Genomic DNA, 15289 nt, shown 5'->3' with positions numbered 1-15289 from the left:
GCCGAGCGGGTCGGAATGAATGACGCTATCTGCGGGATCAGATACTAGTCAGGCATCACGCACTGACAATGAACAAAAGAAGGAGAAATCGTGGAGGTTGGCCGGGAACGTCCCTGGAACGTGGGACAGCTCCCCTGTTTCCACTAGAATCCGCGAATGCACAGCGAAACACATGGCGAACCCCTCGGCGCACAGGCAGTCTCACCCACGGCCCAAACGCCGCTCGGCAGCTCGCGTAATATTTGGAAAGCACTTGGAACCCGCTCCCGGGCACGGGCGGGCAAGATTCGCTTTGGCATTACGTGGAAGATGTTCCTCGCGGTGCTGATCGCCTGCCTGACCATCTCGCTCACAATGGGATACGCGCTGCGCCTGAGTTTCGAGAACGGCTTCCTGCATTACGTCCGCGCGCGCGACGCCGGACGGCTGAACGCCGTCATGGCGAAGGTGACTGCCGAATATGCCGCTCACGGCAGCTGGAATTTCCTGCGCCAGCATCCCGAAGAATGGGTAACGCTGCTCGACGCCGCCCATGATCAGGCCCTCAGGCAGGAGATGGTCGAGGCGCAGACAAACAAGCTGCCGAGCTGGCGCACCTTCCCCGGCAGCGCCAGCGTGCAGCAAATGCTCGGACCTTTGTCGGGTAAGGAAGAGGGACCGCATTGGGGAATGCGGCTGCCGGCCCCGGCGTTCGCCGACTCCGGGGTGGCGGCAAGCCGCGACCGCGGGGTCGGACGGGATGTGACGTTCGACGAATCGCCCTATGACCGTCCGCCTGCGCCGCGGCCGCCGCCAGGGCGCGGCGGACGTGGCGCTCCCCAGCCTGCCACGCTCTTCGACGCCAACCATGACCTGGTCGCGACCACGGACTCCGAACCCCCGCCTGACGTCGCCTTGAAGCCGGTGATCTACAACGGCAAGATAGTCGGCTGGGTCGCGGCCAACGCGCCCAACACGCTCTCGGACGCCGCCGATATCGCGTTCCAGGCACAGCAGGCGCGGGCCACGTGGGAGATTGCCGGCGTGGCTGTGATCGTGGCGGCACTCGTTGCCATGCTGCTTGCGCGGATCGTGCTGGCGCCGGTCAAGCGCCTGATGATCGCAACCCACCGGCTCGCGGGCGGCGACTACACCACGCGCGTGGCAGCCGGACGCCGGGATGAACTGGACCGGCTCGCGGGCGACTTCAATGTACTCGCGGATTCGCTGCAGCGCGCGGAACGCTCGCGCCGGGATTTTATTGCCGATATCTCGCACGAATTGCGCACGCCGCTCGCGGTGTTGCGCAGCGAACTGGAAGCGATCGAGGACGGCGTGCATGCGTTTGACCGCCATTCGCTGGCTTCGCTGCAAAACGAAGTCGCGATGCTCAACAAATTGATCGAGGACCTTTACGAGTTATCGTTGAGCGATGTCGGTGCGTTGAGCTACCGGAAGGTGCCGGCCGATATCGGCCAGCTGGTGCGCGCATCGGTCGACGCGATGCGGGAGTCGTTCAGGGCCAAGCAGATCGCATTGAGCCTGACGCTGCCGGAAGCGTCCGGGGATGGGTCGGCGAATGAGTTGGCGAATGAGTTGGCAATCGAGTCAACGGGCATGGTCTTCCAGGTCGACCCTGCGCGCTTTGTGCAGTTGCTTAAAAACCTGCTGCTCAATTCGTTGCGCTATACCGATCCGGGCGGAAGCGTGTGTGTCTCGGTGAGCGTCGGCCCGCGCGGCTGGCAGCTCGATATCCAGGATTCCCTGCCGGGCGTGCCTGCCGAGGCGTTGCCGCATTTGTTCGAACGCCTGTATAGAGTCGATGAATCGCGCAGCCGCCAGAGCGGTGGCGCAGGCTTGGGCCTTGCACTGTGCCGGGCCATTGTGACCGCGCACGGCGGGACCACGGTTGCCAGGCCGTCACCGCTTGGCGGTGTCTGGATAACGGCACATTTTGAACCGGAAGGAGTGGCGGCATGAGTACCGAGCGACGCGGCGTTCGTATCCTGATCGTCGAGGATGAGCCGAAACTGGCCGCGGTCATGGCGGACTATCTGCATATCGAAGGATTCGAAACGACGTCGATCAGCGACGGCGCCGAAGTGATCCCGTTCATTCGCACCACCCCGCCCTCGCTGATGCTGCTCGACCTGATGCTGCCCGGGCGCAACGGCATGGATATATGCCGCGAGGTACGCCAGTTCTCCACGCTTCCGGTGATCATCCTGACGGCACGTGTGGATGAAGCGGATCGTCTGCGCGGGCTCGAAATTGGCGCGGACGATTATGTCTGCAAGCCCTTCAGCCCACGGGAAGTCGTCGCGCGGGTGAAGGCAATCCTGCGCCGCGCCGCCCCACCTGCTGCCGCCGCACCCGTGGCAACGGGCCTTGAGGTGGACCAGCAATTCCATAGCGCACGGCTCGACGGCGAGGAACTGAAGCTCACGCCGGTCGAGTTGCGCATGCTGGCTTTGCTGATGAAATCGCCGGGCAGGATCTTCCCGCGCGACTACCTCCTCAACCAGCTTTACGACGACCACCGCGTGGTGACCGATCGCACGATCGACAGTCACATCAAGAACCTGCGCCGCAAACTGCAGGTCGTGCGTCCCGACAGCGAACCGATTGTTTCGGTCTACGGCGTGGGGTATCGGCTGGAACTTTAGCGGGCGCCTCGCCTTTAACGCTTTAGCGGATGCCCTTAACGCTCGGCTTTAGTGAGCACTCAAGCGCCAGCGGGTTTGCTTTCTTCAATGAACGCGCGGATGACATCGCTGAAGTTGCGGTCTGCCGCCAGCCCCAGCTTTTCGCCTCGCTGCGTCTCCCATGCACCCGGCCAACTGCCGACAATCTTTTCGATCTTCGGGTCCGGTTGCCAGTCGATCAACGCAGCCACTTCCTCCCCCGCCACTTCCTTCAATGCATCGACCATTTCCGTCACGCTGACCGACAATCCCGGCATGTTGACGACCGGCCATGTGCCGAGCTCGGCCTGTTCAAGCTCGCAACCGGCGATCAGCGACTCGATTGCCTGCTTTGGCGACAGCAGCCACAAACGCACGTCGCCGCCGACCGGGCACACCGCGCGCTCGCCATTCAACGGCTCGCGAATGATGCCGCTGGCAAATGACGATGCCGCAGCATTGGGCCGGCCCGGACGCACGCTGATGGTCGGCAGCCGCAGCACGCGGCCATCGACAAAACCGCGTCGCGAATAATCGCACAGCAGCAACTCAGCAATCGCCTTTTGCGTTCCGTAGGATGACTTCGGATTCAGCGCGGTATCGTCGCGGACGACGTCGGGCAGTGTGCCGCCGTACACCGCGACCGAACTCGTGAACAACACCCGCGGCGCGTGGCCAAGCGAGCGGCACACATCGAGCAGCAGGCGCGACGTGTCCAGATTGATACGCATGCCCAGTTCGAAATCCGCTTCCGCCTGACCGCTCACGATCGCCGCCAGATGGAAGATCGCATGAGTGTCCGCGCCAATGCACCGTTGCAGCACGCTGCGATCCGCAATGTCGCCGGTCTCGGCGCGCACGCGCTTGTCGCCCAGGTCCGGTGGACGCACTACGTCGAGCAGCGTGAGTCCCGTGATCGGCTTGCCCAGCAGCGTGCCGCGTTCGAGAAGACGGCGAGCGAGCCGTTGTCCGAGGAAACCGGCGCCGCCGGTAATGAGGATGTTCATGTTGTTGCCCTCACGCACGTTGCAGATAAGGTTTGATCCAGCCGAGCCCGTCGGAGGTGGCGGCTTTCGGCCGGTATTCACAGCCGATCCAGCCCTCGTAGCCGAGCGAATCGATCAGGTCGAACAGGTACGGATAATTCAGTTCTCCCAGGTCCGGCTCATGCCGCTCCGGCACGCCCGCGATCTGGATATGGCCGATGCCCGCATTCGGACGTTTCATGTCGCGCCGGAGTTTGACCGCTAGGTCGCCCTCCACGATCTGGCAGTGGTAACAATCGAATTGCACCTTGAGGTTCGGCGCGCCGATCTCCTCGCAGATCGCCTGCGCGTCGTCCTGGCGGTTGAGGAAAAACCCGGGGATATCGCGGGTATTGATCGGTTCGATAACGATCGTGATGCCCGCCGCGCGTGCGGCGTTCGCCGCCCGTTCAAGGCTCTTCAGATACACCGCGCGATGTTTTTCGCGCGACTGTTCCGGCGTGATCAGACCCGCCATCACATGCAAGGTCTTGTTGCCGAGCACGGCGGTATAGTCCAGCGCTTTATCGAGTGCGCGTGCGAATTCGTCCTCGCGTCCCGGCAGCGAAGCGATCCCGCGTTCGCCTGCCGCCCAGTCGCCCGGCGGTGCGTTGAACAAGGCCTGCGTGAGGCCGTGTTCGTCAAGCCGCGCCTTGATTTCGGCTGCGGCGAAGTCATAGGGGAACAGGAACTCCACGGCCTTGAAACCATCCTTCGCCGCGGCGGCGAAACGGTCGAGGAACGCGTGCTCGGTGTACATCATCGTGAGATTGGCGGCAAAACGGGGCATAACATCGACTCCTTGAATGAGTTCAGCGATTCACAAGCTTGGCAGGCACGAGCCACGTGGCAATGGCGCCGATCACCAGCATCCCGGCGAGCACATACATGCCCGTCGCCGTGCTGTGCGTCAGATCCTTGAGGTAACCAATCATGTACGGGCTCGCGAAGCCTGCCAGATTGCCGATCGAATTGATCACCGCAATTCCGGCCGCTGCTGCTGCGCCTGACATGAAGGCCGTGGGCAGCGACCAGAATAATGGCACGCATGTCAGCACACCGGCGGCGGCAACCGAGAGCGCGATAATCGATATTGCCGTATTGCCCGAGAACGATGCGGCCACCGAGAAGCCGACTGCTGCGGCAAGCGCCGGCACGATCAGGTGCCAGCGACGCTCACGCCGCTTGTCCGCGCTGTGGCCCAGCACGTTCATCACCACGATGGCGACCAGAAACGGAATCGCGCTCAGCAAGCCGATATTGAACGCCCCGCTCACGCCCGTCGAATTGATGAAGGTCGGCATCCAGAACGTCAGGCCGTATTGCCCGGTGACGAACGCGAAGTAGATCAGCGACATCCACCACATGCGCCTGTCGGCGAAAAGCGCGCGCAGGGAATGTTTGGTGCTGTCGCCGGCATGCTGGGGCTGCGCGCTGATTTCATCTTCCAGCAAGCGCTTCTCGCGTTCGCTGAGCCACTTCGCGCTGCGGATGTTGTTGTCGAGATAAAGGATAGTCGCAATGCCGATCAACAGCGCCGGGACCGCTTCGATCAGGAACATCCACTGCCAGCCTTCGAAGTGCCGGCTGTCCGAGAACGTCTGCATGATCCAGCCTGACAATGGATTGCCGAAGATGCCCGCCACAGGAATAGCCGACATGAACACCGCAACAATCTTCGCCCGCCGGTGCGACGGGAACCAGTACGTCAGGTAAAGGATCACGCCGGGATAAAAACCGGCTTCGGCCAGCCCGAGCAGGAAACGCAGGACATAAAACTGCGTAGGGGTCTTCACAAACACAAAGAGCGCCGAGAGAATGCCCCACGTGATCATGATCCGCGCGATCCAGATACGCGCGCCGATCTTGTGCATCAGGATATTGCTTGGCAGTTCGAACAGAAAATAGCCGAGGAAGAATACGCCTGCCCCAAGACCAAATACGGTCTCGCTGAAACCGAGATCCTGCGACATCTGCAGCTTCGCAAACCCCACATTCACACGATCCAGGTAGGCCACCACATAGCACAGCATGAGAAACGGCACGATGCGCCAGAACACCTTCGAATAGGTGCGGGTGAGTTCCTTGTTGTCGTAGGCAGATGCCGCAGGCGTGCGCGGGCCGCCAGGCACAGCTTGGTCAGGGGTCATGCTTGGTCTCCGGGAAGCAGTTTCGTGTTCGTCGATTCAGCGATTCTGTTGCGTCAGTGAAGTGACTTGGGGCCTTGGGCGCTACCAGCGCACGTTGAAGGTCTTGCGCAGATCATCGATAGCCGCTTCGTCGAGCGGCTCGGGAACCGGTGCGTTGATCGAGCGCGCAAGGAGCCAAAGCCGTGCGGTTTCCTCCAGCTCTTCCAGCGCGTATGACGCGTGGCTGACCGATTTTTCCCAGACGACGGGACCTAGCCTGTCCAGCAGCACGGCCCGCACCGTCGACGCCAGCGCCGCGACCTGTTCCGCGACGGCAGGGTCGCCCGGGCGCCGGTAGGCGATCAATGGCACATGCCCGACCTTCATCACGAAGTACGGCGTGATTGGCGGCAAGACGTCATCGCGGCGCCAGATACCGGAGAGCGTCAAGGCGACCAGATGCGTGGAGTGCGTGTGGACGACACCCTGCGCCTCACTATTGTTCTCGTAGATCTTGCGATGCAACGCCAGCGTCTTCGACGGTTTGCCGCCGGACACGTGGTTACCCGCTGCATCGACCTTCGCAATATCGGCTGGATCGAGTCGGCCGAGGCAGGCGTCAGTCGGCGTGATCAGCCAGCCGTCGTCAAGCCGCGCGCTGATGTTCCCAGCCGTGCCAACGGTATAACGGCGCTCGTAAAGACTCGCGCCCGTCTCGCAGATTTCCTCGCGTATACGGTTCTCGTTCGTCGCCATGATCACGCGCCTCCGTCGAGCGCCTTCAGCGCCTTCGCGAAGAAATCCTGCGTGCCGAAATTTCCCGACTTCAATGCGAGCGCCAGCGGTTCTTCGCCAATGGATTGCGTTGCCGGCACGCCCGGATCGATCTGAGCGCCAATGCGCAGCGACTTCACGCCAAGCGCCTGCACGACCGCGCCCGAGGTCTCGCCGCCCGCAACAACAAATTTCCGCACGCCCGCAGCGCGAAGCCTGGCTGCAATCGACGCCAACGCCTGTTCGACCAGATGTCCGGCTTTCTCAACGCCCAGTTCCTTCTGCACGGTCTTGACTTCGTCGGGCGTGGACGTGGCATAGATCAGCACGGTTTCACCGGCATGCTTCGCCGCAAATTCAATCGCCTGTTCGACCACGGACTCGCCACGCGACAGCGCAAGCGGATCGATTCGAAGGCTCGGCTTTGTCGCGCGCCACTCGGCGACCTGCTCGTTGGTCGCCTTCGACGCACTGCCCGCCAGCACGACCGCTCCGCCTTCGACCCTGGGCAGGTCCGACGCATGGCTCGCTTCAGTCAACAGATCCGCCGCGCGGAAGTTATCCGGCAAGCCGAGTGCGATGCCCGAGCCGCCGGTGATCAGCTTCAGATCCGCGCACGCTTTGCCCAGCACGTGGAGATCGGCATCCGAGACTGCGTCGGCGATGGCCATGCGTACGCCGTCGTTACGCAACAAGGCGATCCTGTCGCGCACGGCTTGCGGCCCCTTGGCGATCACGTCATAAGCGATCAGCCCGACCTTCGATTTCGTCTGGCGTTGCAGCACGCGCACGAGGTTCGGATCGGTCATGGGCGTGAGCGGATGGTTCTGCATGCCCGACTCGCTCAGCAGCACGTCACCCACGAACAGGTTGCCGCGAAAGATCGTGCGGCCGTTCTCCGGAAACGCGGGACACGCGAGCGTGAAGTCCTCTCCCAGCGCGTCGAGCAGTGCATCGGCGACCGGGCCGATGTTGCCTTTATCGGTGGAATCGAAGGTCGAGCAGTACTTGAACACGAACTGCCGGCAACCCTGCGCACGCAGCCATTCGAGCGCCGCCAGCGATTGCTCAACCGCTTCTTGCGCGGGGATGGTGCGCGATTTCAATGCGACGATCAGCGCGTCCGCTTCAATCCTCGTATCCGATGCCGGCACACCAATGGTCTGCACAGCACGCATGCCGCCGCGCACGAGCATGTTGGCAAGATCGGTCGCGCCGGTGAAGTCGTCGGCAATGCAGCCAAGCAGGGCCGTGGTCATTGTTGGACTCCTTTCGGCACGTCGATGCCCGGGAAAATCTTGATCACGGCCGAGTCATCTTCGCCGCCGTGCCCGGCCGTCGACGCCATCATGAACATCTGGTGCGCCGCGGCCGACAAGGGCAGCGGAAACTTCGACGAACGCGCCGTATCGAGTACGAGACCGAGATCCTTCACGAAGATATCGACGGCTGACAGCGGCGTGTAGTCTCCCGCAAGAATGTGCGGCACGCGGTTCTCGAACATCCACGAGTTGCCTGCGCTATGCGTAATGACGTCGTAGAGCGCGTCCGGGTCCACGCCTTCGCGAAGCCCAAGCGCCATGGCTTCGGCCGCCGCGGCTATGTGAACGCCCGCCAGAAGCTGGTTGATGATCTTCACTTTCGAGCCTGCGCCATGCTCACCGCCCAGCCGGTAAACCTTGCCCGCAATCGCTTCGAGCACATCCTCGCAAGCTTCATACGCGGATGCGGGGCCTGAGGTCATCATCGTCATTTCGCCGGATGCGGCGCGTGCCGCGCCACCGGACAGCGGTGCATCGAGCATATGCAGGCCGGCTGCTTCCACACGCTTGCCGAGTTCGATGGCAAAGGCCGGGGACACCGTCGCACAGGCCAGAACCACGCCGCCGGGTTTCATCGCGGAGACGGCGCCGCGTTGACCTGCTTGCAATTGCGAGCCAAACAGCACGGTCTCTGTTTGCGCCGCATTGACAACGACCGTCACCACCACCTCGCACTGGCCGCCCAGCTCGGCAGGCGTGGCGCAGGCAATGCCGCCCTCGCCCGCGAACGCGTCGAGCACTTGAGTACGCACGTCGCACGCATGAACCTTGAAGCCCGCGCGCAACAACGAACGCGCGACGCCCAGGCCCATTGCGCCCAAGCCGATCACTCCCACATTTCTGGACATTTAGTTATCCTTTGAATCAACCGGTCAGAAAATGCCGGCTTCCGCGAGGCGGCGAGCGGCGTTGTAAAGGTGGGTCTGTGCGGCATTGCGCGCAGCCATGGGGTCGCCCGCGCGAATGGCGGCCGCGATCCGTGCGTGTTCTTCGCGGACTTGCCGCGAAAAGTCTTCTCGCAGCGCTTCGTTGCGGCGCGTAACGAGCGTGCCGGCTTCGAGATACTGGTTCAGGAATGCCAGCGTGGTCAGGAAATACGGGTTGCCGGTGGCGCTGGCAATCGCCCGATGAAACTCGACGTCCTCAGTCACGCCGTCCTCGCCTTGCGCAACAGCAACATCGATCTGCGCCAGCTTTGCTTCGATCACGTCCATCTGCGCATCGGTCCGGCGCATGGCCGCCTCCGATGCCACTTCCGCCTCGATCGCCCGGCGCAGCGCCAGGATCTGCACGACCGCGCCCGGTTCGACCGCTTGCGCGTAGTCGATCCGCAGAGGCCTGATCCCTGCCCGCTCGACAATAAACACGCCGCTGCCCTGGCGCGGCTCGACCATGCCTTCGTTCTTCAGCCGCGAGATCGCTTCGCGGATGACCGTGCGGCTGACCCCGAACTCCTGCGCGAGCACGGCTTCAGTGGGCAACTTGCCGCTCTTTACGAAGCTGCCCTTTTCGATTTGCAACTGAAGCTGCTGCGCGACCGTGTCGCTCAAGGCTTGCGCAGGAATCTTCTCGAACATGCAGTCTCTTATTTGTTGGGTGATGTGGTCATCATACAAATTTGCAAACTTATTGAGATACTAGAGATAACCCTGAGAACGGCCTGCGTCATGGGCGGATTTCTCTTGCTGTGCAATCTGATCGCAATTTTTCTCACATAGGCGTGAGAATTGTTCGTTTGGCGTGTTCCGGCCCCACGACTACGATGACAGCCATACAGCGAACCACCACGTGTTCTCTTTTATCGTTTCACGCCGGACTGAACCATCTCGCGCCACGGCACCGTTACGATGGTTCCGCGTCGCGACCCCACTGCGCTCGACGCCCTCAAATGAATCCTATAAACATCGTCCAGTTGCTCATCCTCGCCGCTCTGTGGGGAGGCTCGTTCCTTTTTATCCGTGTCGGCGTCACCGACTTTGGCGTCGCGCCGTTGATGGCGTTGCGCGTGGGCATCGGCGCGTTGTTCCTGCTCGCCGTACTACTCATGCGCGGGTCCGCGCGCGGCTCCTTGCGCGTCATGCGCACCCATGCATGGCCGCTTTTTGTTGTCGGCATCCTGAACTCGGCCGCGCCGTTTTGCCTCTTCGCCTTCGCGGAACTCACGCTGTCGGCGGGCGTGACATCGGTGATCAATGCCACCACGCCGCTATGGGGTGCAATCGTCGCATTCCTGTGGCTGAAGGATCGCCTGAGCGCGTTGCGCATTGCAGGGCTCGTGATTGGTTTTGTCGGCGTGGTCGCGCTGGTCTGGAATCAGATGGATGGGGGCGCCAGCACAGGAGCGAGCGTGACGCCGGCGGCCACCGCACTTGCCGCGGCCGCTGCGCTCGGCGCCACGCTGCTGTACGGGATTGCCGCGAGCTTCACGAAGCGCAATCTCACCGGTGTCGATTCGCTCGTCGTCGCCACCGGCACCATGTCCGCCGCCACCGTCGTGCTGCTGCCGTTCGCGGTGTTCTGGTGGCCGGCTACCCCCATCTCGGCGCAGTCGTGGGAAGCCGTGATCGCGCTTGGCGTTGCGTGTACCGGCATCGCCTATATGCTGTTCTTCCGGCTGATCGCGGCAACCGGCCCCGCACGCACGATCAGCGTCACGTTTGTCATCCCGATCTTCGGCATCCTGTGGGGCGCGCTGTTTCTCTCCGAGCACGTGTCGCCCGGAATGATCAAGGCGTGCGTGACTATTCTCATCGGGACCGCGCTTGCGACGGGCGTGATCAAGTGGCTTCCCGGCATGGGTGCGCGACGCCGGGCTTCTGTGAAGTAGAACGGGCGGGCGTACTTTTTCTTGAAGCAAGTTCTATGAGAAAGGAAAAGCCCATGTGGAAAGCATTCAGATATGACGACGAGAGGCCGCCCGTGCGGCCTTTTGTCGATTAATTGCGGGCCTTTCTCGCGCGTAGCACGTCCCGTCCCCTCGATGCGAAAGACGCCAGCCTTGAGAGCGTTTTGCTAATCCATACGTCCAGGACCCGCGGATGAAATTCGTCGATTCGACCGATTTCCCAAACAGTAGCGGTCGTTGTTAAAGACTGATATTTCATGCCGCGCAAACCAGCTCCAGCCAGCGCCCTCTCGAAGTACGTTTCATTGAACCCCAGCTCGAGCCAACCGTGCTTACGTACTGCCCAAAGCGATTCCCCGTCGAGACGTAATCCCCAGGCGATGCGGAATCTGCGGGTAATGGGTTCCCCCAGAAAGTAGATGCGCCCATTTATCTTCAGGGTTTTTTGCAAGGCCCGCAGCAAACGCATGTGATCGGCGCAATGATGAAAACATTCGAAGAAGACAACCGCATCATACGGTTCGGAAACAGACTCGGCCCACATGAAGTCATCGTTGATAACGCTCAGCGACACATGAGCCTGGGCGGCACGGCGTTCCAATAATTCGCAAAATCGCTTTTCGATGTCGACAGCTGTGACCTGAAATCCCGCCTTGGCAAATGCGATAGTCGTATTGCCCCATCCGGGCCCAAATTCCAGGATCCGGCCGCCGCTTGGGATCTTCATTCGACGCATCAACGAACCGATTGCAAAAAGCTGGTCTCCTACTACCTGCGTGCTCCCGGTGCTATAGGGAAACGGCCTGACAGCGACCGCGTCCAAATCAAATTTCGTTTCTTCGTTCTGAAGTCGGTACGGTTGTCCGGATATCTCTTCGTAAAGCTTAAATTGAGCAGTCGCGTACGCCATGCTGAATGGATCTTCGTCAGCCTTGGAATATTTCATCTTGAAAGTGCGGAACAACGCTCTCAGCTCCGTATCGCTGCTTACAGCATCGCATTTGCGTATTTCCTCGTCTAATTCGTCAACAGTTTTTAATATCTTCATGAGGCAATGTAGAGGGTGTTCGATGTCGTGAAAATGCTTCCCGTTCGCAGCGCGCCATGCCACAAACCAAGACAGCTCCTGATTGTATTTTCCGCCAGTTTCACGTGCGCCCAAGTCCGCGATTGTCATTTTTTGGCATATTAATGAAAGATTCAATGACAACGCAGCTACGATTAAAGCGCTTTAAAGCTCCCCGTTATCAAACTGCCCAACGCTTTGAAAGACTGAGTCGGAGACGCTGGTCACCTATAAGATTAGAAGGAAGAAAATGAAAAAACTGCTGCTTATTGTCATCAGTCTCTGGTTTTTGTCGTTTGGAAGTGTCTCTGCCCGCAACCTCAATCCGGGAGAATCTCTTCAGCAGGGTGCACAACTGTGGTCAGATAATAGCCAATACGTTCTGACACTCCATGCCGACGGTAATCTGGTAATGTACGGACCATCAAGCACCGTGTGGGCTACAAAGACTGGCGGGAAAGGTGCGACGGTCGCAGTAATGCAGACCGACGGTAACTTTGTCCTTTACAACTCTGCTAACAAAGTAGTGTGGAGTACCGGGACGTTTCGCCCCAATTCAACGCTAGCGGTACAGGACGACGGTAACATCGCCATCTATTGGCAACGGCCAATATGGGCGAGTAATACCCAAGACCCCAACAATATCCAACCGGGTAGCCAGAATCGTGTGCTCTCCTCCGGACAATCGCTTCAGGCTGGGCAAAGCGTCTCCGCTGGAGCTTACTTCATTATTTTGCAGTCTGACGGTAACCTGGTTCTATACAAGAACGGCGGCGCATTTGTCTGGGCTGCATACACGCAAAACAGGGGCGTCACTCATGCTGTTATGCAAAGTGACGGTAATTTTGCGGTTTATGCCGGGTCAACCCCGGTATGGGCCACATATACCGGTGGTAACAGTGGATCCATCTTCGCATTCCAGACCGACGGTAATCTCGTAGTTTATGCACCCACACCTATTTGGGACCTGAGGAATGGCCTTCACCATCCCGATTACAAAGACCATAGGGGCCCAGGCCGAGGTTTTTGCATTGGAATTTGCGGAGGGGCACCGTTTTCGTTTTCGTTTTAGGTGATAAATAGTCAACTGACAGAGTTTCCGCTGATATTTTTTATCGCAGCAGATGAATTTTATGCAATCTGCTTGCGCTGATTTTATTCATTGATACAGCGTTTGAAATATTGGATTGGTGAATGTAGCCAAGCGTTGAATGCTTCTATTGCGATTAGAAAAAACTTCGAAATTTTCCACCTTTATGTCGGGGTTTGGCGGCATGCACGCAATGAAACCGCTCGTTTTTAAAGCTGTTAAACCAGCTTTCAATGGGGATCAACGCGTGCGTCACTATTCTCATTGGTACGGCGCTTGTGACGGGCGTGATCAAGTGGCTGCCCGGCATGGGTACGCGGCGCCGGGCTTCTGCGAAGTAGAACGGGCGGCCGTACTTTTTCTGTCGCGACCGGACCGCCCGGTCGCTACTCACACGTTCACGATCACCTCGAAGCCGCCGTAGATCAGCCGTTTGCCGTCGAAAGGCATCGGGTTCGTGTCGGGTTGCGATCTGGGATCGGCCATTACCGCTTTCATCCCTTCATCCCTCACCTGACGCGACGGCCAGGTGACCCATGAGAACACCACCGTCTCGTCGTCCGCGCGCTTGACCGCCATTGGAAACGACGTCAGCTTCCCTTCCGGAACATCATCCCCCCAGCATTCGACCACATTCAACGCACCGTTTTCCTTGAAGACGACCGCAGCCGCCTCGGAAAATTTCCTGTACGTCTCGCGATTGGCGGTCTGCACCGCGACGACAAATCCATCTACATAAGTCATGAACGCTCTCCATTTTCGATATCGATAATTAGGGGCACAAAGCGACGTTGTTCAGGCCGGGTCGCGTTGCATTGCCGGATCACCGCCCTGGCATCACGGCCCTATCCACACGACGCACAGCACGCCGAGAAATCGACAACCCTCATCGATTATTTTTTGAACCATCGCCCACCCGTGTGCGACCTGGACGCCGGCGGCGTATCCTTTTTCGAATTCGAACACCGTTTGCCCGGGAGCCAAACCATGCCACCTGTCACTCGTTTCGGCGACCACGTCCGGCTCGAATTGCATCCGATGGATCCGCGCGTTGCAACGGTCGTGCTCGACCGGCCGGAGCGTCGCAATGCGGTCGACCGGCAGGTCGCCGATGCCCTGCGCGCGGCCTTTGAAACCTTCGACGCCGACAACTCCCTGGCGGTCGCTGTACTGTGGGGAGCGGGTGGCACGTTCTGCGCGGGCGCGGACCTTACTGCGCTGAATGACGACACGCGGCGCAACGAGATTCATGCCAACGGCACAGGTCCCGGACCGATGGGACCCACGCGAATGATGCTCGGCAAAACTGTCATTGCCGCAATCTCAGGGCACGCTGTGGCAGGCGGCCTGGAACTCGCGGCGTGGTGCGATTTGCGGGTTGTCGAAGAGGATGCGGTGCTGGGCGTTTTCTGCAGGCGTTTCGGCGTACCCCTGATCGATGGCGGAACGCTGCGGCTACCTCGGCTCATCGGGATGTCGCGTGCGCTGGACCTGATTCTTACCGGCCGACCTGTCGATGCCAGCGAGGCGCTGGCGATCGGTCTCGCGAATCGCGTGGTGGAACACGACGGCTCGCGCGCAGCCGCTGAAAAGCTTGCCCGTGAGTTGGCCGCGCTGCCACAAGCGGCAATGCGTGCCGACCGGCGCTCGGTCTATGACAACGCGTTCGGCGATGATCTGACCGGCGCACTGCGCCACGAAGGCGCGGGTGGCTATGCTGCGGTGTTTGCAGAAGGACTTGCCGGCGCGGACCGCTTTGCCGCTGGTGCAGGCCGGCATGGCGCATCGAAATGAGCGTGTTGCTCCAGGTTTAACGAGCGGATATTTCCTGCAAAGACTCGGCTCTAAAAAACTCAAAGGGTAATTTTCTTCAATACAGGGACTCGTGCCGCCTATACCTTCGGTCTTCAGGACTTCCCTAATGAGGGAAGCGGCTTAGTAGACGAGAGGTAGTAGATGAGCATTTTCCTTTCCATGGCGGCCTTTGCGCTCGCTGCATCCATTTCACCCGGACCTGTCAATATTGTCGCGCTGGGCGCCGGCGCACAGTACGGACTTGCGGCAAGCATGCGGCATGTTACCGGGGCGACCTTTGGCTTCGCGTTGTTGCTGTTGTTCACCGGTTTGGGCTTGCATGAAGTGCTAAGCCACTGGCCGTATCTAACCAGGATCATTCAATGGGCAGGAGTGGCGTTTTTGTTTTTCATGGCTTATAAGCTCGTCGTTGATGACGGGCAGCTCGGCGCGGACACGGCATCGAAAGGCCCGTCGCTTGTCTCCGGCGCTGCCATGCAGTGGCTTATTCCATTTCTAATTCAATAGTGAATCAATCATCCACGGCCACGCGACGATGGAATGAACCCGTTGGTGATCCA

General features: G+C 60.1%; 14 protein-coding genes and 1 pseudogene. 6 read left to right on the top strand and 9 right to left on the bottom strand.

Annotation, left to right across the window (positions count from 1 at the left end; translation table 11 throughout):
* Window positions 1-156: 156 nt before the first annotated feature.
* Together AWB69_RS29880 and AWB69_RS29875 are read left to right on the top strand one after the other, a co-directional pair.
* Entirely contained in the window at window positions 157-1959 is a 1803-nt protein-coding gene (locus AWB69_RS29880) for an ATP-binding protein (protein ID WP_231937281.1), read from the top strand.
* The gene (locus AWB69_RS29875; protein WP_062090434.1) at window positions 1956-2645 is read left to right on the top strand and encodes a response regulator; all 690 of its coding nucleotides are present in this window, start codon (window positions 1956-1958) and stop codon (window positions 2643-2645) included. The genes AWB69_RS29880 and AWB69_RS29875 overlap by 4 nt, the downstream gene beginning before the upstream one ends.
* A 59-nt stretch (window positions 2646-2704) precedes the next feature.
* On the opposite strand, the gene denD is transcribed toward AWB69_RS29875, so the two are convergent.
* From denD to AWB69_RS29840, 7 genes are all read right to left on the bottom strand, one after another.
* Window positions 2705-3670, bottom strand: coding sequence for a D-erythronate dehydrogenase (gene denD, locus AWB69_RS29870; protein ID WP_062090479.1), 966 nt, complete (start codon window positions 3668-3670; stop codon window positions 2705-2707).
* 10 nt (window positions 3671-3680) lie between these two features.
* Complete coding sequence (gene otnI, locus AWB69_RS29865) at window positions 3681-4478, bottom strand: 2-oxo-tetronate isomerase (protein ID WP_062090433.1); 798 nt, start codon at window positions 4476-4478, stop codon at window positions 3681-3683.
* Window positions 4479-4500: 22 nt separating this feature from the next.
* Entirely contained in the window at window positions 4501-5838 is a 1338-nt protein-coding gene (locus tag AWB69_RS29860) for an MFS transporter (protein ID WP_062090432.1), read from the bottom strand.
* Window positions 5839-5919: 81 nt separating this feature from the next.
* On the bottom strand, window positions 5920-6573 hold the full coding sequence (otnC, locus tag AWB69_RS29855) for a 3-oxo-tetronate 4-phosphate decarboxylase (RefSeq protein ID WP_062090431.1): 654 nt from the start codon (window positions 6571-6573) through the stop codon (window positions 5920-5922).
* 2 nt (window positions 6574-6575) lie between these two features.
* On the bottom strand, window positions 6576-7850 hold the full coding sequence (gene otnK / locus AWB69_RS29850; protein ID WP_062090430.1) for a 3-oxo-tetronate kinase: 1275 nt from the start codon (window positions 7848-7850) through the stop codon (window positions 6576-6578).
* Window positions 7847-8761, bottom strand: coding sequence for an L-threonate dehydrogenase (gene ltnD, locus AWB69_RS29845; RefSeq protein ID WP_062090429.1), 915 nt, complete (start codon window positions 8759-8761; stop codon window positions 7847-7849). Before ltnD ends, otnK begins: the two co-directional genes overlap by 4 nt.
* Window positions 8762-8785: 24 nt before the next feature.
* Complete coding sequence (locus AWB69_RS29840; protein WP_062090428.1) at window positions 8786-9490, bottom strand: FadR/GntR family transcriptional regulator; 705 nt, start codon at window positions 9488-9490, stop codon at window positions 8786-8788.
* A 311-nt stretch (window positions 9491-9801) separates the two neighbouring features.
* Between AWB69_RS29840 and AWB69_RS29835 the strand changes: the two genes are divergently transcribed.
* Window positions 9802-10740: a DMT family transporter gene (locus AWB69_RS29835; protein ID WP_062090427.1), complete on the top strand. Its 939-nt coding sequence runs from the start codon at window positions 9802-9804 to the stop codon at window positions 10738-10740.
* A 109-nt stretch (window positions 10741-10849) separates the two neighbouring features.
* On the opposite strand, the gene AWB69_RS29830 is transcribed toward AWB69_RS29835, so the two are convergent.
* Entirely contained in the window at window positions 10850-11935 is a 1086-nt protein-coding gene (locus AWB69_RS29830) for a class I SAM-dependent methyltransferase (protein WP_062090426.1), read from the bottom strand.
* 139 nt (window positions 11936-12074) lie between these two features.
* Between AWB69_RS29830 and AWB69_RS29825 the strand changes: the two genes are divergently transcribed.
* The gene (locus AWB69_RS29825; RefSeq protein ID WP_062090425.1) at window positions 12075-12896 is read left to right on the top strand and encodes a hypothetical protein; all 822 of its coding nucleotides are present in this window, start codon (window positions 12075-12077) and stop codon (window positions 12894-12896) included.
* Window positions 12897-13304: 408 nt separating this feature from the next.
* On the opposite strand, the gene AWB69_RS29820 is transcribed toward AWB69_RS29825, so the two are convergent.
* Window positions 13305-13658: a DUF1428 domain-containing protein gene (locus AWB69_RS29820; RefSeq protein WP_062090424.1), complete on the bottom strand. Its 354-nt coding sequence runs from the start codon at window positions 13656-13658 to the stop codon at window positions 13305-13307.
* A gap of 243 nt (window positions 13659-13901) precedes the next feature.
* On the opposite strand from AWB69_RS29820, the gene AWB69_RS29815 reads away from it, so the two are divergent.
* Both AWB69_RS29815 and AWB69_RS29810 read left to right on the top strand, forming a co-directional pair.
* Window positions 13902-14708, top strand: a complete 807-nt coding sequence (locus tag AWB69_RS29815) for a crotonase/enoyl-CoA hydratase family protein (RefSeq protein ID WP_062090478.1) — start codon at window positions 13902-13904, stop codon at window positions 14706-14708.
* 162 nt (window positions 14709-14870) lie between these two features.
* Window positions 14871-15221, top strand: a pseudogene (locus tag AWB69_RS29810) (LysE family translocator); the annotation flags it as partial.
* Between the last annotated feature and the right edge of the window lie 68 nt (window positions 15222-15289).

This window comes from Caballeronia udeis (genome assembly GCF_001544555.2).
Lineage (GTDB): Bacteria > Pseudomonadota > Gammaproteobacteria > Burkholderiales > Burkholderiaceae > Caballeronia > Caballeronia udeis.
This window is presented reverse-complemented; position numbering and strand designations above follow the sequence as displayed.

Bases quoted from the DNA above. Each gene is read 5' to 3' on its own strand.
- AWB69_RS29880 (WP_231937281.1), top strand. From the start codon at position 157: ATGCACAGCGAAACACATGGCGAACCCCTCGGCGCACAGGCAGTCTCA.
- AWB69_RS29875 (WP_062090434.1), top strand. From the start codon at position 1,956: ATGAGTACCGAGCGACGCGGCGTTCGTATCCTGATCGTCGAGGATGAG.
- denD (WP_062090479.1), bottom strand. From the start codon at position 3,670: ATGAACATCCTCATTACCGGCGGCGCCGGTTTCCTCGGACAACGGCTC.
- otnI (WP_062090433.1), bottom strand. From the start codon at position 4,478: ATGCCCCGTTTTGCCGCCAATCTCACGATGATGTACACCGAGCACGCG.
- AWB69_RS29860 (WP_062090432.1), bottom strand. From the start codon at position 5,838: ATGACCCCTGACCAAGCTGTGCCTGGCGGCCCGCGCACGCCTGCGGCA.
- otnC (WP_062090431.1), bottom strand. From the start codon at position 6,573: ATGGCGACGAACGAGAACCGTATACGCGAGGAAATCTGCGAGACGGGC.
- otnK (WP_062090430.1), bottom strand. From the start codon at position 7,850: ATGACCACGGCCCTGCTTGGCTGCATTGCCGACGACTTCACCGGCGCG.
- ltnD (WP_062090429.1), bottom strand. From the start codon at position 8,761: ATGTCCAGAAATGTGGGAGTGATCGGCTTGGGCGCAATGGGCCTGGGC.
- AWB69_RS29840 (WP_062090428.1), bottom strand. From the start codon at position 9,490: ATGTTCGAGAAGATTCCTGCGCAAGCCTTGAGCGACACGGTCGCGCAG.
- AWB69_RS29835 (WP_062090427.1), top strand. From the start codon at position 9,802: ATGAATCCTATAAACATCGTCCAGTTGCTCATCCTCGCCGCTCTGTGG.
- AWB69_RS29830 (WP_062090426.1), bottom strand. From the start codon at position 11,935: ATGACAATCGCGGACTTGGGCGCACGTGAAACTGGCGGAAAATACAAT.
- AWB69_RS29825 (WP_062090425.1), top strand. From the start codon at position 12,075: ATGAAAAAACTGCTGCTTATTGTCATCAGTCTCTGGTTTTTGTCGTTT.
- AWB69_RS29820 (WP_062090424.1), bottom strand. From the start codon at position 13,658: ATGACTTATGTAGATGGATTTGTCGTCGCGGTGCAGACCGCCAATCGC.
- AWB69_RS29815 (WP_062090478.1), top strand. From the start codon at position 13,902: ATGCCACCTGTCACTCGTTTCGGCGACCACGTCCGGCTCGAATTGCAT.